This is a genomic window from Agrobacterium sp. 20P9.1.2 (assembly GCF_057799395.1).
The window spans coordinates 489,866-508,435 of the sequence record NZ_JBYOKI010000002.1; the positions used below are offsets into that span (position 1 = coordinate 489,866).

Genomic DNA, 18,570 nt, shown 5'->3' on the forward strand with positions numbered 1-18,570 from the left:
ATTCCCGATCACTCTGTGAGAACATTAGCAAACGAAGCTTGCATCACGCAAGAAAAGATGCATCAAATATCATAATAATCGAAACCTGGACCAGCGCATGCCCGAATTTTCCACACTGGAATATGAAAACCTCAACAGCGCCGTTTACGGCAAGCTGTGCGATGCGCTCATTCAGGGGCAGTTCCAACCGGGCGACCGCCTAAAAATTCGCGATCTTGCCGAACAGTTCGGGACAAGCGTGACCCCTATCCGAGATGCGATATTGCGGCTCGCGAATGATGAAGCCATCATCTTCCGCTCTCCGCGTGATATTCGCATTCCTGGAATGAGCGAGAGCCGCTACAAGGAAATTCGCGCGATCCGCATCAAGCTTGAAGGACTGGCAGCAGAAACCGCAGCGCAGGTGGCGACCGGCGCGGATATTGAGGTTCTGGAGCGTATCGTGCGGGAAAACGAGCAGGCAATTGCTGACGGCGACAGATTACGCGGCACAGAGCTCAATCAGGCTTTCCACTTCATGCTGCCGAAAATCGCCCAGCTTCCGCTGTTGAATGGTATTTTGAGACGCCTCTGGCTGCAGATGGGGCCGCATATCTCCGATGCCTATGTCCAGGGTGGGCGGGAAATGATAAACCATCATTATCCCGTGATCGAGGCGCTGAAACGTCACGACTCCCCCGCTGCTGCCATGGCCATCGTTGACGATATTCTGCTCGGCGGTAAACCTATTCTTGAACGTCTGGAACGGGGAGACGAGCAGCAATTGCGTCAGGCATAGTTTTCACCACAGAAAGCTTGCATTTCAAAAATCCCCTATTACGATGTATCAAGCATCAACGGAGAATGTTCGCATGACCGAAGAACGCCGCTACATGTTATTGACTGGTGCAAGCCGCGGCATCGGACACGCAACCGTCAAGCTCTTCCAGTCAAAAGGCTGGCGCATCCTCACCGTTTCCCGCCAACCGTTTTCCGAAGAATGCGCGTGGCCATCAGCCCGCGAAAGCCATATTCAGGCGGACCTCGCGGATTTGACGCAGATCGACCGCCTTGCAGAAACCGTGCGCGAACGCCTGCCCAATGGTCGGCTGCATGCGCTGGTCAATAATGCCGGCATATCACCCAAAGGCCCGGAAAAGAGCCGCCTTGGCGTCATGGGCACAGACGCGGACATCTGGACGCAGGTGCTGAATGTCAATGTCGTCTCCACAGCCCTTATTGCCCGCGCCCTGATGCCGGAGCTTGAGGCGGCCAAAGGGTCCATCGTCAATGTGACCTCGATTGCCGGAACACGCGTCCATCCGTTCGCCGGTGTCGCCTATGCGGCGTCCAAGGCAGCACTCGGCTCACTGACGAGAGAAATGGCCCATGAATTTGGCCGCCGCGGGGTCAGAGCCAACGCGATTGCTCCCGGCGAGATCGAAACTTCAATCCTTTCGCCCGGAACAGATGCGCTAGTCGCGGCGGAAGTACCAATGCAAAGGCTGGGAGACCCGCGGGAAGTGGCTGAAACCATCTACTTCCTCTGCACGGAACCATCCTCCTATATCAACGGCGCAGAAATCCACATCAATGGAGGGCAGCACGTCTGATTGCGAGCCAATGCCGAACCGGCAGGCATCGCAACATCTCTATCGGTTGCAGGCATCCAAGGGGAAATGGACGCAACAACCGGAAAGACTGCGCAGCACCGGTACGCCAAAGGCGACGGTGAGAGCGGTTTATATAAAGCACCATCAAAACGGGACTGCAGGCTTCCTGCAATAACCAAGAAAAGGGGAATACAATGAAAAAATTTATGAAACCCAGCGTCATGACGGCTGTCGCCGTCGTATTGTCTGCAAGCCTCGTCTCACCGGTTTTCGCACGGGATTTGACCGTCGTTTCCTGGGGCGGCAATTATCAGGACGCTCAACGCAACATCTACTTCAAGCCTTTCGCTGAAAAGACCGGCAAGCCGGTTCTCGACGAAGCCTGGGATGGCGGGATCGGCGTCATTCAGTCGAAGGTCAAGGCTGGCGCTCCCAACTGGGATGCCGTGCAGGTGGAGGCCGAAGAACTGGCGCTTGGCTGTGCAGACGGCCTTTATGAAAAGATCAACTGGGACAAGATGGGTGGCAAGGACAAGTTCCTCGATTCCGCCGTCAATGACTGCGGCGTGGGCGCCATCGTATGGTCCACCGCTATTGCCTATGATGCCGACAAGCTGAAGGCAGGCCCAACATCCTGGGCGGATTTCTGGGACGTCAAGAAATTCCCCGGCAAGCGCTCCTTGCGCAAAGGCCCGAAATATACGCTCGAATTCGCATTGCTTGCCGATGGCGTTTCGAAAGACGAGCTTTACGATGTGCTGGCAACCGAAGAAGGCGTGACGCGCGCGTTCAAGAAGCTCGATGAGCTGAAGTCCAACATCGTCTGGTGGGAGTCTGGCGCGCAGCCGCTGCAATTCCTGGCGTCTGGCGAAGTCGCGATGACATCGGCCTATAACGGTCGCATCACCGGCATCAACCGCACTGAAGGCAAGAATTTCAAAGTCGTCTTTCCGGGCAGCATCTATGCCGTGGATAGCTGGGTCGTGTTGAAGGATGCTGCCAACAAGGATGCTGCGCAGGACTTCATCGCCTTCGCAAGCCTGCCTGAAAATCAGGCCAAGCTGCCGGAATTCGTGGCCTATGGTCTTCCCAACAAGGCAGCTGCGGCCAAAGTCCCGGAAAAATTCGCCAAGGATTTGCCAACCGATCCGGCAAACATGACGGATTCCATTCCGCTGAATGTTGATTTCTGGATCGACAATGCGGAAACACTGACCCAGCGCTTCAACGCCTGGCTTGCCAAGTAAGACAATCCTCGCGGAAGGGTGCCGCGCAGGTACCCTTCTCCTTTTGCCAGACGCGATCTCCCGGTTTTATGGGAGCGCCGCCTCCTGCCTCAAGTGATGGAGTGTTCCGTGGCGGAATTCATTCGATTTGACAATATTACAAAATTTTATGGCCCGCTCTGCGTGGTCGAAAACCTTGATCTCGGCATCGATAAGGGCGAATTCGTCAGCCTGCTCGGCCCCTCCGGTTCGGGCAAAACCACATTGCTGATGATGCTTGCCGGTTTCGAGCAGGCGACCTCCGGCAATATTCTGCTGGACGGGACGGCCATCAACAACGTGCCCACCTACAAGCGCGACATGGGCGTGGTGTTTCAAAGCTACGCGCTGTTTCCGCATATGTCGGTGGGGGACAATGTCGCCTTCCCGCTCCAGATGCGCGGCATGAACAAAGCGGAGATTGCACAACGCGTGGCGCGGGCGCTGGACATGGTGCAACTGTCGGCCTTCGCAAACCGTCGCCCTTCGCAACTGTCCGGTGGTCAGCAGCAGCGCGTGGCGCTGGCCCGTGCGCTGGTCTTCGAGCCCCGCGTCGTTCTGATGGACGAGCCGCTTGGAGCATTGGACAAGCAATTGCGCGAACAGATGCAGCTCGATATTCGCGACCTGCATCGCCGTCTCGGCCTCACCATCGTTTTCGTCACCCATGACCAGTCTGAAGCGCTGACCATGTCTGACCGGGTTGCCGTGTTCAACAAGGGCAAGATCGAACAGATTGGAACACCGCGACAGGTCTATGACGAGCCCGCGACGAAGTTCGTCGCGGAGTTCATCGGCGAAACCAATCTCGTGGAAGGTGTCGTTGAAACAATTCAGGCTGGGCAAGCGGTTGTGCGACTACCCTCCGGCGCTGAAGTCGTGTCCGTTGTTCCCGCCAATGTTTCGACAGGGCAGAAGGTATATGTCTCCATTCGCCCTGAACGGGTCGATCTCACCGAAATACGTGGCGATGCGCGCAACTGCCTGGAGGCGGAGGTAACGGACTCCGTCTATCAGGGCGATCATTTGCGGGTGCAGTTGCAGAATGCATCGCATCAGCTGATTGCGAAACTCGGGCGTCGGTCGCGGGAGTTTCAGCCGGGCACGAAGGTCTATGCCGCTTTTTCAGCGGATGATTGCCGGGTCATAGCACCATGAGCGCAATCACCTCCCGAACCAGCCGGTCGCTGCTGTTGCTTGCGCCGCTGTTGATTTTCGTTATCGGCTTTTTCGTCTGGCCACTGTTCAGCATGATGTCGCAGTCGGTGTCAGATACGGCAGTGCTGCGCCTGTTGCCACGTAGCGCCGAAGTGCTGCCGGAATGGGACCGCGTATCGCCACCCACCGCTGCCATGCAGACGGCGTTGATGGATGACTTGAAGGCCGTCAATGACGATCAGGCATTGGGTGATATGGTGCGTCGTCTCAACAGCGCGCGCTCCGGTTTCCGCACGCTAATGTCCAAAACCACCAGCGCGCTTGGAGATGCGGCAAACCCGCCAGCCGATCTCGTCTCCATCGACAAACGCTGGGAAAAGCCAGACTTCTGGCTGGCCATTGCCGATGCGCTCTCGCCGCTGACCGACCGCAATCTGCTGGCCGCCGTCGATCTCGGTCGTAACGCATCAGGCGAAATCGAACACCTGCCCGCCGATCAATCGGTCAACCGCGTCATTCTCGTGCGCACTTTCTGGATCGCAGCGCTCGTCACCTTCGCCTGTGCCTGCATCGGCTTTCCTTATGCAATCATTGCCGCATCGCTGACCGGGCGGAAACGAGACCTTATGCTCGGAGCCGTTTTGCTGCCGCTTTGGACCTCGCTTCTTGTGCGCACGGCGGCCTGGTTCATTCTGTTGCAGGAAAAAGGGTTGATCAACGATGCTTTGCAGGCAATCGGCCTGATCGATGGTCCGTTGCCGCTGATCTTCAACCGCACAGGCGTCATCATCGCCATGACCCATGTGCTTTTGCCGTTCATGGTGCTGCCGATCTATTCTGTGCTGATCACCATACCGAAAAACCTTATGCCGGCAGCGGCCTCTCTCGGCGCCCATCCGCTGCGCGCCTTTCTGCGCGTGCTTCTGCCGCTCAGCCTGCGCGGCGTCGCATCGGGTAGTCTACTCGTCTTCATTTCAGCCATTGGATACTACATCACGCCTGCGCTGATCGGTGGGCCGGGCGATCAGATGATCTCCTCGATCATCGCCTTTTATGCCATCGGCTCGGCAAACTGGGGCATGGCGGGTGCACTGGGCGTTGTGCTGCTCATCGCGACATTGCTTCTCTACAGTGTCTATGCGCGGCTTTCTGCCGAAGAAGCGGAAAGGTATTGAGCCATGCCGATGAAACTCACCAAATTCACCTTCGCGGCACTGGCCATGCTGTTCCTTGTGGCACCGCTCATCGCCATCCTGCCGCTCGCCTTCACGTCGAGCGTCATCCTCACCTATCCGATACCATCCTGGTCGCTGCGTTGGTTCGAAGAGCTGTTCACGGCGGATGCCTGGCGGCGCGCAATCGTCAACAGCCTGATCATCGGCACCGGCACGACCCTGCTCGCAACGGTGCTGGGCACGACAGCGTCACTCGGTTTGCGCAACCGGCTCATCTTCTTTCGTGGAACGATGCGAACGCTGTTTCTTCTGCCTATGGTCGTTCCCGCAGTCGTGCTCGGCGTCGGCATGCAGGTGCTGCTTGCGCGGTTTGGCCTGACGAACAGCTATCTGGGCGTGATCATCGCACACACCGTCGTCGCCGTTCCTTTCGTCGTGGTCAGCGTCACTGGTGCCTTGACCGGTATCGACAAGCGCGTAGAGCTTGCCGCGGAGAGCCTTGGCGCTTCTCCAATTACGGTCTTTCGACGTGTGACTTTGCCGCTTGCCATGCCGGGGGTTCTATCGGGGGCCGTTCTGGCTTTCGCAACCTCGCTTGATGAAGTGGTGCTGACACTGTTCGTGGCAGGCCCCAATCAGCGAACGCTCGCACGGCAGATGTTTTCCAGCATCCGGGAAAATATCAGTCCCGCAATCGCCGCTGCCGCTTTCCTGTTTATCGCCGTCACGGTCATTGTCGGCGTGATCGTCGTCATATCTCGGCTGATGCTAGCGAAAAGGTTAGGCCGGGCGTAGTGGCAGCAAATAGCTGCCACTACATTTCAAACATTAGAAACGATAGTTCACGCCACCTTTGACGACATTATCGCTCAGGTCTGTGTGGGATGCAGAACCATTAGCAAAGGTGCGAACGTCACCGGTCGCAACATAATTATATTCGACCTTGCCGGAGATTTGCGGCGTGAAGCGATGCTCAACGCCAGCGCCCAGCAGATAGCCTTCCTTCATGCCATCAGGGCCTGTAACGCCATTGCCATCACGCAGACTTGTGACTGTCACGCCGGCCGTTCCGTAAACAAGCGTCTGGTCAAGCTTGACGCCAGCCTTTGCCTTTACGGCAGCGCGCCAGCGCTCCTTCAGGTGACCGTTGGGAACTTTAACCTGCGCATCGCCAAGATGCGTGGCTTCGACTTCACCGCCGACGACAGCAGATCCCAGGTCATAATCGTAACCCGCCTGCGCACCCAGTGCCAGACCCTTGCCGCTGCGGAACGGATTTGCACTCGGCATCGCCGCGCCGATATGACCGCCGACGTAAGCGCCCGTCCACGACGTCGAGGCGGGAGCTTCATTGTAGGCAGGAGGAGCCTCATAGGAGTTCAAATCTGCAGACATTGCAGGAGCTGCTGCAAACGAGACCAGCAAAACGGTGGCGAGGGATTTCAGACCATAGGACATTTTATACTCCATACATTGTCCGCCCACTTGACGACGAGAGGGCTTAAGGCATTTGCAGAGCTACCCCGGACAGGCACCTCGTTGACGCCCGTTATGGCGGGAAATCATGCGAAGATAAGGCAAAATCGAGATTTCATTCGAATTTGACTAAAAGCTTAAATGTATGATTAACAATGGATTAATCAGGTCAACCCAGCCGTGATTGGCCACTGCAATGCACCCTACAAACGCCTTTCCGCGGTTAGCTCAGCACCAGATGTCCCGGCGAAACCTCGGTATAAAGCCTGTTCGGTGCTTCATACCCCACCGGCCTGATCGGGCTTTTTAGCTCGTCTGTGCCAGCATTGCGGCGAATGCCACGCCGGGCCGGATCGGGCACTGGAACCGCCGCCATCAGCTTTTTGGTGTAGGGATGTTGCGGGTTGGCGAAGATATCCGCGCGGGGGCCGATCTCGACGATCTCGCCCAGATACATGACGGCAACGCGGTGACTGACGCGCTCTACCACTGCCATGTCGTGGCTGATGAAAAGGAAGGCGATCTTGAATTGCTCCTGAAGGTCCATCAGCAGATTGCAGACCTGCGCCTTGATCGAAACGTCCAAGGCGGAAACGCTTTCATCCGCCACGATGACCTTGGGGTTGAGCGCTAGCGCTCTGGCAATAGCCACGCGTTGCCGCTGGCCGCCTGAAAACTCGTGCGGATAGCGATCCATCATCGCGGGTGAGAGCCCAACCCTCTCCAGAAGATCAGCGGCGTTCTTGCGCGCCTGCGACGATGTCGCCGTGCGATGCTTGATCATCGGCTCCGCCACGGCAGCGCCAACCGTCATGCGGGGATTGAGGCTGGAAAACGGGTCCTGAAAGATCATTTGCACGCTGCGCCGCATCGCGCGAAGCCCCTGCGGGTCCAGCCGCAAGACGTCGTAGCCATCAAGCGAGACTTCGCCCGACAGTGGTTCGACCAGACGCGTGATCGACCGACCAGTCGTGGATTTACCGCATCCGGATTCACCCACGAGCGAGAGCGTTTCGCCCTGAAACAGATCGAAGCTGATATTCTCCACAGCATGCACTGCACCCGTTACACGGCCAAACATTCCCGAGCGGATGGCAAAGCGTGTGACGAGATTTTTGACGGACAGAACCGGCGTCATGCCACCCACGACCGTATCGCCAAGTTCAGGGCTGTCGCCCACAGCACCCGTCGTCATATCGACTTTTGGAAACCGCAGTGGCCGCTCATGCCCTTCCATGGAGCCGAGTTTCGGCACCGCGGCCAACAAGGCGCGGGTATAAGGGTGCGATCCGCGATGGAAGATGTCGGCGGTTTCTCCGGTTTCCACCTGATCACCCCGAAACATCACGATTGTTCGGTCAGCAATCTCTGCGACGACAGCCATATCATGAGTAATGAAGAGAACGGCCATGCCCTCTTCTTCCTGAAGCGTCTTGATGAGATCGAGGATCTGACCCTGGATTGTCACGTCGAGCGCCGTGGTCGGCTCGTCCGCAATCAATAGCTTGGGACGCGATGCAAGTGCCATGGCGATCATCACACGCTGGCGCATTCCGCCGGAAAACTGGTGGGGGTATTCGTCAAAGCGGCTGGACGCATTGGGAATACGAACCTTCTCGAGAAGACGGATCGTCTCGGCTCTGGCCTGCGCTTTGTCCAGCCCCTTGTGACGAACGAGAACCTCGGAAATCTGTCGTCCAATCGTGAAGACGGGGTTGAGCGACGTCATCGGCTCCTGAAAGATCATCGCGACGTCGTTGCCACGCACATGACGCATGTCCTGTTCGGAAAGCGACAGGATGTCCTTGCCGTTCAACTCGACACTGCCTTCGATCCGGCTGTTCTTAGGGTCCAACAGGCGCATGAGGGACAGGGAGGTCACGCTTTTTCCAGACCCACTCTCGCCGACAATGGCAACGGTTTCGCCTGCCTTCACCTCAAATGACAAATCTCGAACGACACTCTTCCATTCATCATCGATCCGGAAAGATGTGGTCAGATTCCGGACGCGAAGAACTGGCTCTTCATTGCGTTCACTGTTTGCGGCCATTCTCATCGCCCCACTGCATAGGCTTGCATCAGGCGCGGCGTGGCAGCGGCGCGCAACAGCCCATCCGCGTCACGACGCGCCGCCGTCAAACGGCCAACGGTCCATGGATCGGCAGGCGTAATATCGTGCCCACGCTGCTTCAACTCATCCAGCACGCCCTGCCCGATACTCGTCTCGATCATGACATTGCCGGGCTGTCTTGTCCGCGGATAGAAGGAGCCGGGAAAATGAGATGTGTGGAACAGCGGCAGGTCGATGGCTTCCTGAAGGTTGAGGCCGAAATGCGCGTAGCGCAGGAAGAAGGACAGCTGCCACTGATCCTGCTGATCTCCACCCGGCGTGCCAAAGGCAAGCGTCGGGCGACCCTCGAACAGGGCAAGAGAGGGCGTCAATGTCGTGCGCGGGCGCTTGCCCGGCGCAAGTGAGGTCGGCAACCCCGACTGGAGCCAGAACATCTGCGCGCGCGAATTGAGGCAGAAACCAAGGCCCGGCACGATGGGTGAGCTTTGCAGCCAGCCGCCGGACGGCGTGACCGACACCATGTTTCCTTCGCGGTCGATGACGTCGATATGGACGGTATCGCCCCGCTTTTCGGTGAGATGCGACATCGTCGGTTCATAGACCGCGCCGGTGCCTTGCATGGAGTTGAGCATGGAAAGCGTCAGGTTGCGTTGATTATCGAAACCGGGAATGAGGCCCGGCCTCAATTCCATCGAAGCTTGCTGCGTTATCAGTTTACGACGTTCGTCATTATAGCCATCGGACAGCAAGGTTTCGACCGGAACCTGCGCGAATTCCGGATCGCCGTAATAGACTTCGCGGTCAGCATAGGCGAGCTTCATGGCTTCCACCACCGTATGCACGAAGTCCGGACCGGCGGGGTCCATTTTCGCGATATCGATACCCTTGAGAAGCGCCAGGGATTGCAGCAGAACAGGCCCCTGCCCCCATGGTCCGGTCTTGGCAATCGTCCAACCATGATAATCATAGGTCGTTGGCGCTTCTATCGTGGCGTGCCAATTGGCCATATCGTCCGCGGTCAGCACGCCCTTATGGCGCGCGCCGCTCGCATCCATGACTTCGGCGTCTTTCAGATAGTCGGCGATCTTTTCTGCGACGAAGCCGCGATAAAAAGCATCGCGTGCCGCCTCGATCCCGGCCTCGCGGTCACTCTTCGCCTCCGCCTCTTTTACGATCCGCTTCCACGTCTCCGCTAGAACCGGGTTCTTGAAATTGGAAAGCGGCTGCGGCACGGAACCGCCCGGCACCCATGTTTCATAAGACGTCGGCCATTCCTTTTGGAAGAAGTCTGCCAAGCCAGCGATAGAGGCCGAAACACGCGGCAACATGGGGTGGCCGTTTTCCAGATAATGGATAGCCGGCTCCAGCACCTCCCGCACGGTCATGGTGCCGTAATCACGCAGCATCAGCATCCAGCCATCGAAGGCACCGGGAATGACGGTCGACAGCAGGCCGTCGCCTGGAATGATATCGATGCCTTCGCTTTTATAATGCTCGATGGTCGCGCCAGCAGGTGCAGGGCCCTGCGCGCAGATAACCTCCACCTTGTCCTTTCTCTTGGAATAGATCACAGCGGGCATATCGCCGCCGGGACCGTTCAGATGCGGTTCCAGCACTTGCAGAACAAAGCCGGTGGCGACAGCAGCGTCAAAAGCATTGCCGCCTTTTTCGAGCATGCTCATGCCAACGGAAGAGGCGATCCAGTGCGTGGAAGTGACGACGCCGAACGTACCGAGGATTTCGGGGCGGGTTGTGAATGCAGTCATGTCTATGTCCTTCGGTCCGTAAATTTCAGTGTTCGCGTGGGTCGAGCGCATCGCGCAGGCCATCACCCAAGAGGTTGAAGCCGATAACCACGAGGAAGATTGCAGCGCCCGGCCACATGGCCATCCATGGCGCCTGTGAAAGGTAGTTCTTGGCCACGTTCAACATCGACCCCCAGCTCGCCGCCGGAGCCTGTTGGCCAAGGCCCAGGAACGAAAGGCTGGCTTCTGCGATGATGGCGGTAGCCACCGTCAACGTTGCCTGCACGATGATCGGCGGCACGATGTTGGGTAGAATGTAACGCAGCATGATGTCGTGATGGCCAAGGCCAATCGAACGCGCGCCCTCGATGTAATCCTCAGTTTTCACCGCCAGAACCTGAGCACGCGTCAGCCTGATGAAGATCGGCATGGCGGAAAGACCAATCGCAATCATCGCATTGCTGAGGCTTGGCCCCAGAAATGCGGCAAGTGCAATCGCCATGATGAGGAAGGGCATTGCCAGAAAGGCTTCCGTGATGCGCGAAATGACCTGATCGATCCAGCCTCCGAAATAGCCCGATACGAGCCCCAGCGGCACACCCGCCGCGACCGCGATGGCAACGGAAATCACGCCCGCCATGAGTGAAGCCTGCGCACCCCAGATCATGCGCGAAAGAATGTCTCGCCCGATATCATCCGTACCCATCCAGTGCGCGAGCGACGGTGCCTTGCGGATTGCACTCCAGCTTGTGGCATAGGGATCAGCCAGCGGCAAAAGCGGCGCGACGACAGCCAGCAGCGCGAAGAATGTTATGATGACAAGCCCGGCAATGGCGCTTTTGTTGCGCTTCATTTTTTTCCAGGCGCGGCTCTCGGACTTTTGGGCGACTGGACCTGTCTCTATGGCGGCGCTCATATCGCAGTCCTCATACGGGGGTTGAGCAAGACGGTGACGACATCGGCCAGCAGGTTCATGAGAATGAAGCCGACAGCGGTGCAGAGAACGACGCCCTGAACGACGGCGTAATCACGCGTGAAGACGGCATCGACGATAAGTTTGCCAAAGCCCGGAATGGTGAAGATTTGTTCGGTCAAAACGGCACCGGCCAGCAGTTCGCCAAACAACAGCGCTGCAAGAGTGATGATGGGCAAAAGCGCGTTGCGGAAAGAATGACTGAAAATGACCTGCCAGTTGGAAAGACCCTTTGCCCGCGCCGTGCGAATGTAATCCGACTTCATGACAGACAGCATGGCCGAGCGTGTGTGCCTCATCAACGTTGCCGCCAGGGCGTTTCCCAGAACGAAGGACGGCATGATCATGGTCTGGATCGACCGCACGGGATCAACGAAAATCGACTCGTAGCCCGATGCAGGCAGCCATCCCAGCTGCACCGACACCAGGAGAATAAGCATGATGCCCAGCCAGAAGTTCGGGATCGAAAGTCCTGACAGTGCGACGATGTTGGAGACATAGTCGATCCATGTGTTCTGCTTGACCGCTGCCAGAATACCAATCGGTACCCCAATGATGAGCGCAAAAAACATCGACATGAGCGCAAGCTGGATCGTAACGGGAAGCTTCTGTCCAATCAGTTCGAGAACCGGCTGATTGGTCCTGAGCGAAATTCCGAAATCACCCTGCAACAAGGAGCCGAGCCAATAGAAATACTGGTAGATGAAAGGATCGTTCATCCGGTATCTCTCCCGCAAAAGCTCGATGACGACAGGATCGCGCTCTTCGCCCGCCATGGCGAGAATAGGATCGCCGGGTAGCAGTTTTTGCAGAGAAAACACGAAAATGGAGATGATGAGCAGCGTCGGAATGGCCACCAGAAGCCGCTTGCCGATGTATATATGCATGGGATGATCCTTGTGGCGCGCAGGCCGTGTCGGGATTTCCCGATACGCGGCAAGCACCACGCATCGGGAAAACAATCGTCGTCTTACGAACCCTTTTTCACGCCGGTCAGCCGGATCATGCCATCAGAGGAAGGCTGGAAACCGGTGACGGCTTTCGACGTCGCATAGAGATAGGCCTGGTGGCCCAGATAGATCAGCGGAAGATCCTCATCGAGAATCTTGGTCGCAGCGTCATACTTCTCTTTACGCACCGCATTGTCTGTCGAGGCACGAGCCTCGTTCAGCAGCTTGTCCACGTCTGGATTGCAATATTTCGTGTCGTTGATGCCACCCTTGCAGGTCACGAACTGGTGGATATTGCCATCCGGGTCGGACCGGCCCGACCAGTCAGAGCGCGAAAGCACGTAATTGCCTGCCGTCTGCTCGGACAGCAGCGTCGCAAATTCCGTCGCCTTCAGCTTTACGTCGAAGCCCGCTTCCGCCACCATGGCCTGAATGACCTGCATCATCTGGGTCTGCGTGGTGTTGTTGGCGTGCTGCAACTCGATTTCGAAGCGGTCATAGCCCGCCTCCTTCATCAGCGCCTTTGCCTTCTCAACATCGCGGGCTGGCACCGGGATATCCTTGTTGAACCACGGGCTGGTCGAAGGCCAAGGCTGATTTCCAGCCAACGCAGTTCCCTCAAACACGACCTGATTGATCGCCTCGCGGTCGATCGCCAGCGAAAATGCCTGACGCAAACGCTTGTCCTTGCCGAACGGATTTTCGGCACGCGCGCCATTTCCAATATTGGCATACATGGCCATGTAACCGGGACCGACAACCTCGCCATAGGTCAGCTTCGGATCGTCCTTAACCGATGCGGCGTCAGACGCGGAAATGCGCTCTGCCATATCGAGATCACCGGCGCGCAGATTGGCGAGACGCACGGTCGTATCCGGGATCGGGAGGAACGTGACCTTGTCGAGGAAGATATTGTCCTTGTTCCAGTAATCCGCGAACTTCTCCAGAACGATGCGGTCCTGCTGAATGCGTTCGACAAATTTGAATGGCCCGGCGCAAACCGGCTTAGAGCCAAAATTGGCGCCAAGCTCTTTTCCGGCCTTCGGAGAAATCATCATGCCCGCGCGGTCGGAAAGCTGCGCAAGAAGGCTCGCATCGGGGCTTTTGAGGGTAAACTTGATCTGATACGGAGCAGTCGCCTCGACTTTTGCGACCGAGGCAAGCTCGCTCTTGCGACGCGATTCCGGCATCGTCATGTTGCGTTCGATGGTATAGACGGCGGCTTCAGCATTGAAGGGCGTTCCATCGTGGAAGACAACACCTTCACGCAAATCCATGGTCAGCGTGCTGCCATTATCACCCCAGGCCCATTTCGTTGCCAGCTGTGGAACGACGGCCAGATTGTTGTCGAGATCGACGAGCTTGTCGCACATGCTGGTGTAGACGAGACGCCCGACGAATGTGCGAGATTGGGCAGGATCGAGCACATCGGCATCATCCTGCAAACCAATGCGGATGTCTGCCGCGTGAAGTGTGGATGAAAGGAGTGCTGCTGCCAGCAAGTAACCGGAAAATTTTATCTGTCTTTTCATATCTTCGTTCCTCTGGTCGGTTTGTTTGGCAGCCGGTTTTCCGGTTCTTGCCGTTACGGAGGGCTTCCCCGCATCTGTCAGTCAGCCATCTCCCTTGGATGTATGGTCAAGGTGATCCATGGAGGTCTGGCGGATAAGGCGTTCCTGAAGCGTCAGCAGATGGTTGCGCATCGCCTCACCCGCTTTGGAAGGGTCCCGCTCGGCAATCGCATCGATGATCTCGTCGTGCTGGTCGCGCGATTCCTTCAAGGTCCTGTCAATGCGGCGGGCGCGTTCTCGCACCGCCTGCCAGGACGGATCCTGGCGAACGCGGTTGACCACGTCGAACAGTGAGAGAAACAGCTGGTTTCCGGCGCTTTGCGCGATCAACCTGTGCAGCGAGCCATCCCACAATTCACGCCAGTCGGCATCCGTGCGTTCGTAAATCTTGGCGCAGGTCTCGCGCATACGGGCGATGTCGGAAGGCTTAGCGCGCATGGCTGCGAGCTGCGCCAGCTGTGGCTCGAGACGAAGGCGAACCTCCATGATCTCCATGAAATTGGTTCCGTCAACGAGGCTCGCCGCGTGGTCGCCCCAACTGTCCGGCTTTTGACCGAGAAATGTGCCTGCACCCTGCTTGCGCCAAATCAGACCTTCAGCCTCCAGCACTTCCAGCGCCCGACGAATTTCACGCCTGCCTACGCTGAGACGCTCGGATAGCGTCCGCTCGGTCGGCAATTTCCCGTCTCGACCGAAAGCGCTGACAGCAATCAGCTCACGCAATCGCTCGAGTGCGTAATTGGCGTTTTCCGGTCCGAGGATTTTGGAGTTATCGGTCATTGGTTCGTACCAATTATCTATTGGTTCAAATCAATCCGTAAAAAGAGGAAGCGTCAAGCTTAATTTTTGATCGTGCGCGAATTTTATGCATTGACGCTAAAGTGCGGGACGTGGGCGCTCTACTGGGTCCGCGATGCAATCCGGTCTTTCATGGCGCGGACAATGTTCGCATCGGTCTGCTTGATTGCAGAGGCGGAGAAGCCAAAATCGACGACCGCAGAGTTATTTGAGACAACGCTTGATGAGCAGGAGGAATGCACTTCGGAAACATCGAGCTTAGCAAGCAACCTATCGATCGTCTCGAGATTCACGCCTGAGCCCGGCATGATCGAAATCCGCCCGGCAGCAGTCTTTATCGCCGTCTTGAGGTCATCAATTCCATCTGATGCCGACACCGCACGACCCGAGGACAATATTCTCTCGAAACCACAGGCTATGGCGATCTCGATTGCCTCTTCCATATCCGGCACCAGATCGAACGCGCGGTGCAAGGTGCGCGGCATGGAGCCAATCACCTCTGACAATTGCATCAAAGCGTTCTGATCCAGCCGCCCATCGGGCAGACTGGCACCGAAGACGACGCCAGCGATGCCGCAGGATGCCGCAAACCTTATATCGTCTTCCATGACCGCCAGTTCGTCGGCGGAATAGACGAAGTCACCGACACGCGGGCGGATCATCGCGTAGCAGGGCACTGGCGAGCGTCCGGCAAGGCTCATCAATCCCACCGATGGCGTCAGCCCGCCGACGGAAAGCGCGCTGCAAAGTTCGATCCGGTCCGCACCGCCTTTGATTGCGGCTTTGAGACCGGCAATGTCATCGACACAGACTTCCAGCAAAATATCAGCCATGGGAGACCTGACGCAGCGATTTTACGAAGGCAGAACGAAGCATCATCGAATGACGTTGCCATCAACGTCAAACCGATGCGTAGCATCTCCACTGGGTGAGACATAAACCACATCGTCCGGCGCATAGGCATGTTCACCAAACAGCCGCACCGTCAGAAGGCCGACGGCATCGCTTTCCAGATAGACGATTGTGTCGGCACCCAGATGCTCGACATGCACGACCTTGCCGGACCATGTGCCGCTATCGCGCGACAGCACGATGTGTTCAGGACGAATACCCAGCGTCTTGTAGCCGCTTTCACCCAGTCGTTCGGCATCGATAAAATTCATCTGCGGCGAGCCGATGAAGCCTGCGACGAACAGATTGGCCGGGCGGTTATATAGTTCCATAGGCGAACCGACCTGCTCGATGCGACCGGCGTTGAGAACGACGATCTTGTCGGCCAGCGTCATCGCCTCGACCTGATCATGCGTCACATAAATCATCGTCGCCTTCAGGCGGCGGTGGAGACGGGCAATTTCCAGGCGCGTTTGGACGCGCAGTGCTGCATCGAGATTGGAAAGCGGCTCATCAAACAGGAAAAGCGTTGGTTCGCGCACAATTGCGCGGCCAATAGCAACGCGCTGACGCTGTCCGCCGGACAGTTCTGCCGGACGTCGCTCCAGATAAGGTCCGAGCGACAGCAGGGAGGATGCATTGGCAACCCGCGCCTCTATTTCATCCTTCGGCGTTCCGGCCTGTTTGAGACCGAGACCCATATTATCTTTCACCGTCAGATGCGGATAAAGCGCATAAGACTGGAAAACCATGGCGATGCCGCGCTTGGCGGGGGGCACAGCAGACACTTCCCGACCATCAATGACGATTTCGCCGGAGCTGATATCCTCAAGCCCCGCAATGGTTCGCAGCAAAGTGGATTTGCCGCAGCCCGATGGGCCGACGAAGATCACGAACTCGCCGTCCTTGACCTCCAGATCGATGCCTTTCAGCACATCGACAGTGCCAAAGGATTTTGCGACGGATTTGAGTGTCAGATTACCCAAGGATTTTCTCCAGATTCAAAGATCGACCATGCGACCGGTTCGCGCGCTTTCATCCGCCGCAAGGCAGATACGCAGCGATTGGACGGCATCGGTCATGTGCCGGTTGAGATCGATATCTTCGCGGATGGCTTTGAGAACATAGGCCTGTTCCCGGTCGCACAGCTCCTGATGCCCCGGCTCACCCTCCATCTGCAGAAACTGATCCGGCTGGATGAACTGGCCATCCGGTCCCGTCTGCGCCTTGTGAAGGCGGATGGTTGAGGTCTTTGTATGCGTATCGATATCGTCGGATTTGGCATTCGGGTCCATCACGATAGAGACCGAGCCTTTCGGTGACATGACGTCTTTGACGAAGAATGCCGTTTCCGAAATCATCGGGCCCCATCCCGCCTCGTACCAGCCGATGGAGCCGTCATCGAAGGTGACCTGAAGGTGGCCATAATTATACATGTCAGGCGCGATTTCATCGGATAGGCGCAGGCCCATGCCGCGAACCGACACCGGTTTCGCATCCGTGATCTGGCACATGACATCGACATAATGCACCCCGCAATCAACAATCGGCGGCGTGGTCTGCATCAGCGCCTTGTGCGTCGCCCATGTCTTACCCGATGACTGCTGGTTGAGGTTCATGCGGAAGACGTAAGGGCCACCAAGCTCCCGAGCGAGCGAGATCAGTTTCATCCAGGATGGATGGTGGCGAAGAATATAACCGACCACCAGTTTTCGGCCATTGGCGCGGGCGCAGGCAACGACACGTTCGGCATCGGCCACCGTTGTTGCCAGCGGCTTTTCAACAAAGACATGGCACCCCGCCTCCATCGCCTTGATGGCAAAGGCGGCGTGACTATCGGAATAGGTATTGATCGAGCAGAGGTCCGGCTTCAATTCCGCCAGCGCATCCTCAAAGGACGGCAGGATTGTGTGGCTCGAAAGCGGCGCAGGCAAAGCGGGTGTGGAGCGATTGACGAGACCGACGATTTCGAAGCCCGGATTGGCGGCATAGGCCAGCGCATGGCTCATGCCCATATTGCCGAGACCGGCAACCAGAACCTTGAGGGGTTGTTCGCTCATTTCACCGCTCCTGCCGTGATGCCGCGGATCAATTGCCGCGAGAAGATGGTGTAAAGGACGAGAACCGGGGCAATCGCCAGCGAAAGCGCTGCCAGAACTGCGTTCCAGTTCGTCACGAACTGGCCAATGAAGATTTGCGCCCCGAGCGTGATTGTCTTGGTCGCTTCGCTGGGCGCGAGGATCAGCGGGAACCACAGATCGTTCCAGATCGGGATCATGGTGAAGACGGCCACCGTTGCCATGGATGGGCGGATGAGTGGCAAAACGAGGCGGAAGAAAATCTTATATTCCGACAAACCATCGATTCGCCCGGCATTCTTCAGATCATCGGAAACCGTGCGCATGAATTCCGACAGAATGAAGATCGCAAGCGGCAGACCCTGCGCCGTGTAGACCAGAATAAGGGCGGTGCGCGTATTGACCAGCCCCGTCGCCACCATGCCCTGCAAGATGCCGATGGTGCCAAGGCGAATGGGGATCATGATACCCAGCGCCATATACAGCCCAAGCCAGGTGTTGCCCTTGAAGCGATACTCCGACAGCGCAAAGGCCGCCATCGCCCCAAAGAGCAGAACAAGGGCAATCGACACGACGGTGACGATCAGCGAATTTTGCAGGTAATGCACAAAATCGCTTTGCCCCAGTACGGTGGTGTAACCCACCAGATCGAAGGTCGATGGCAGCGGCACCTGCATGGGATTGCGGAAGATGGCGTTTCGCGACTTGAACGAATTGATGATCGTCAACACCACCGGAAAAAGCGCGATGGCGGTATAGGTGAGAAGGATCGCGTGGGCGGCGACTGTGCGGGCGATGGAGGAACGGGCTTTCGACATGTCTGCTTC

17 protein-coding genes are annotated in these 18,570 nt (G+C 57.3%); 6 read left to right on the forward strand and 11 right to left on the reverse strand.

What is annotated here, in order from left to right; translation table 11 throughout:
* The first annotated feature begins 97 nt into the window (after positions 1–97).
* The 6 genes from AC27VJ_RS08095 to AC27VJ_RS08120 all read left to right on the forward strand — a co-directional run bounded on the left by AC27VJ_RS08095 (position 98) and on the right by AC27VJ_RS08120 (position 5,985).
* A complete protein-coding gene (locus tag AC27VJ_RS08095) occupies positions 98–778 on the forward strand; it encodes a GntR family transcriptional regulator (protein ID WP_488683575.1) in 681 nt (226 codons plus the stop codon).
* 73 nt (positions 779–851) lie between these two features.
* Complete coding sequence (locus tag AC27VJ_RS08100; protein ID WP_162727685.1) at positions 852–1,592, forward strand: SDR family NAD(P)-dependent oxidoreductase; 741 nt, start codon at positions 852–854, stop codon at positions 1,590–1,592.
* A gap of 221 nt (positions 1,593–1,813) precedes the next feature.
* On the forward strand, positions 1,814–2,839 hold the full coding sequence (locus tag AC27VJ_RS08105) for an ABC transporter substrate-binding protein (protein WP_488683801.1): 1,026 nt from the start codon (positions 1,814–1,816) through the stop codon (positions 2,837–2,839).
* A 96-nt stretch (positions 2,840–2,935) separates the two neighbouring features.
* Positions 2,936–4,015 (forward strand): ABC transporter ATP-binding protein, encoded by a 1,080-nt coding sequence (locus AC27VJ_RS08110; protein ID WP_488683802.1) that lies wholly within the window; start codon positions 2,936–2,938, stop codon positions 4,013–4,015.
* A complete protein-coding gene (locus tag AC27VJ_RS08115; protein WP_488683576.1) occupies positions 4,012–5,190 on the forward strand; it encodes an ABC transporter permease in 1,179 nt (392 codons plus the stop codon). The genes AC27VJ_RS08110 and AC27VJ_RS08115 overlap by 4 nt, the downstream gene beginning before the upstream one ends.
* 3 nt (positions 5,191–5,193) lie before the next feature.
* The gene (locus tag AC27VJ_RS08120; RefSeq protein WP_488683577.1) at positions 5,194–5,985 is read left to right on the forward strand and encodes an ABC transporter permease; all 792 of its coding nucleotides are present in this window, start codon (positions 5,194–5,196) and stop codon (positions 5,983–5,985) included.
* Between the two features lie 33 nt (positions 5,986–6,018).
* Here the strand turns inward: AC27VJ_RS08120 and AC27VJ_RS08125 are convergent, their stop codons facing one another.
* The 11 genes from AC27VJ_RS08125 to AC27VJ_RS08175 form a co-directional block, all read right to left on the reverse strand.
* Positions 6,019–6,648 carry an outer membrane protein gene (locus AC27VJ_RS08125; RefSeq protein WP_488683578.1) on the reverse strand — a complete coding sequence of 210 codons (630 nt, stop codon included), beginning with the start codon at positions 6,646–6,648 and terminating at the stop codon, positions 6,019–6,021.
* 241 nt (positions 6,649–6,889) lie between these two features.
* On the reverse strand, positions 6,890–8,716 hold the full coding sequence (locus tag AC27VJ_RS08130) for an ABC transporter ATP-binding protein (RefSeq protein WP_488683579.1): 1,827 nt from the start codon (positions 8,714–8,716) through the stop codon (positions 6,890–6,892).
* 2 nt (positions 8,717–8,718) lie between these two features.
* Positions 8,719–10,503: a gamma-glutamyltransferase family protein gene (locus AC27VJ_RS08135; RefSeq protein WP_488683580.1), complete on the reverse strand. Its 1,785-nt coding sequence runs from the start codon at positions 10,501–10,503 to the stop codon at positions 8,719–8,721.
* 25 nt (positions 10,504–10,528) lie between these two features.
* Positions 10,529–11,398, reverse strand: a complete 870-nt coding sequence (locus tag AC27VJ_RS08140; protein ID WP_488683581.1) for an ABC transporter permease — start codon at positions 11,396–11,398, stop codon at positions 10,529–10,531.
* Entirely contained in the window at positions 11,395–12,342 is a 948-nt protein-coding gene (locus AC27VJ_RS08145) for an ABC transporter permease (RefSeq protein ID WP_488683582.1), read from the reverse strand. Before AC27VJ_RS08145 ends, AC27VJ_RS08140 begins: the two co-directional genes overlap by 4 nt.
* An 83-nt stretch (positions 12,343–12,425) precedes the next feature.
* Entirely contained in the window at positions 12,426–13,937 is a 1,512-nt protein-coding gene (locus tag AC27VJ_RS08150) for an ABC transporter substrate-binding protein (RefSeq protein WP_488683583.1), read from the reverse strand.
* Positions 13,938–14,018: 81 nt separating this feature from the next.
* Positions 14,019–14,756: a FadR/GntR family transcriptional regulator gene (locus AC27VJ_RS08155; RefSeq protein ID WP_488683584.1), complete on the reverse strand. Its 738-nt coding sequence runs from the start codon at positions 14,754–14,756 to the stop codon at positions 14,019–14,021.
* A gap of 119 nt (positions 14,757–14,875) precedes the next feature.
* Complete coding sequence (locus AC27VJ_RS08160) at positions 14,876–15,607, reverse strand: copper homeostasis protein CutC (protein WP_488683585.1); 732 nt, start codon at positions 15,605–15,607, stop codon at positions 14,876–14,878.
* A 42-nt stretch (positions 15,608–15,649) separates the two neighbouring features.
* Positions 15,650–16,651, reverse strand: coding sequence for an ABC transporter ATP-binding protein (locus tag AC27VJ_RS08165; protein WP_488683586.1), 1,002 nt, complete (start codon positions 16,649–16,651; stop codon positions 15,650–15,652).
* A 15-nt stretch (positions 16,652–16,666) separates the two neighbouring features.
* Positions 16,667–17,725: a Gfo/Idh/MocA family protein gene (locus AC27VJ_RS08170; protein WP_488683587.1), complete on the reverse strand. Its 1,059-nt coding sequence runs from the start codon at positions 17,723–17,725 to the stop codon at positions 16,667–16,669.
* Positions 17,722–18,561: a carbohydrate ABC transporter permease gene (locus AC27VJ_RS08175; RefSeq protein ID WP_113086598.1), complete on the reverse strand. Its 840-nt coding sequence runs from the start codon at positions 18,559–18,561 to the stop codon at positions 17,722–17,724. The genes AC27VJ_RS08170 and AC27VJ_RS08175 overlap by 4 nt, the downstream gene beginning before the upstream one ends.
* Between the last annotated feature and the right edge of the window lie 9 nt (positions 18,562–18,570).

Coding starts and splice junctions, on each gene's coding strand:
- AC27VJ_RS08105 (WP_488683801.1), top strand. CDS start 1,814: ATGACGGCTGTCGCCGTCGTATTGTCTGCAAGCCTCGTCTCACCGGTT.
- AC27VJ_RS08175 (WP_113086598.1), bottom strand. CDS start 18,561: ATGTCGAAAGCCCGTTCCTCCATCGCCCGCACAGTCGCCGCCCACGCG.
- AC27VJ_RS08100 (WP_162727685.1), top strand. CDS start 852: ATGACCGAAGAACGCCGCTACATGTTATTGACTGGTGCAAGCCGCGGC.
- AC27VJ_RS08170 (WP_488683587.1), bottom strand. CDS start 17,725: ATGAGCGAACAACCCCTCAAGGTTCTGGTTGCCGGTCTCGGCAATATG.
- AC27VJ_RS08125 (WP_488683578.1), bottom strand. CDS start 6,648: ATGTCCTATGGTCTGAAATCCCTCGCCACCGTTTTGCTGGTCTCGTTT.
- AC27VJ_RS08120 (WP_488683577.1), top strand. CDS start 5,194: ATGCCGATGAAACTCACCAAATTCACCTTCGCGGCACTGGCCATGCTG.
- AC27VJ_RS08135 (WP_488683580.1), bottom strand. CDS start 10,503: ATGACTGCATTCACAACCCGCCCCGAAATCCTCGGTACGTTCGGCGTC.
- AC27VJ_RS08130 (WP_488683579.1), bottom strand. CDS start 8,716: ATGGCCGCAAACAGTGAACGCAATGAAGAGCCAGTTCTTCGCGTCCGG.
- AC27VJ_RS08160 (WP_488683585.1), bottom strand. CDS start 15,607: ATGGCTGATATTTTGCTGGAAGTCTGTGTCGATGACATTGCCGGTCTC.
- AC27VJ_RS08095 (WP_488683575.1), top strand. CDS start 98: ATGCCCGAATTTTCCACACTGGAATATGAAAACCTCAACAGCGCCGTT.
- AC27VJ_RS08110 (WP_488683802.1), top strand. CDS start 2,936: ATGGAGTGTTCCGTGGCGGAATTCATTCGATTTGACAATATTACAAAA.
- AC27VJ_RS08145 (WP_488683582.1), bottom strand. CDS start 12,342: ATGCATATATACATCGGCAAGCGGCTTCTGGTGGCCATTCCGACGCTG.
- AC27VJ_RS08155 (WP_488683584.1), bottom strand. CDS start 14,756: ATGACCGATAACTCCAAAATCCTCGGACCGGAAAACGCCAATTACGCA.
- AC27VJ_RS08150 (WP_488683583.1), bottom strand. CDS start 13,937: ATGAAAAGACAGATAAAATTTTCCGGTTACTTGCTGGCAGCAGCACTC.
- AC27VJ_RS08115 (WP_488683576.1), top strand. CDS start 4,012: ATGAGCGCAATCACCTCCCGAACCAGCCGGTCGCTGCTGTTGCTTGCG.
- AC27VJ_RS08140 (WP_488683581.1), bottom strand. CDS start 11,398: ATGAGCGCCGCCATAGAGACAGGTCCAGTCGCCCAAAAGTCCGAGAGC.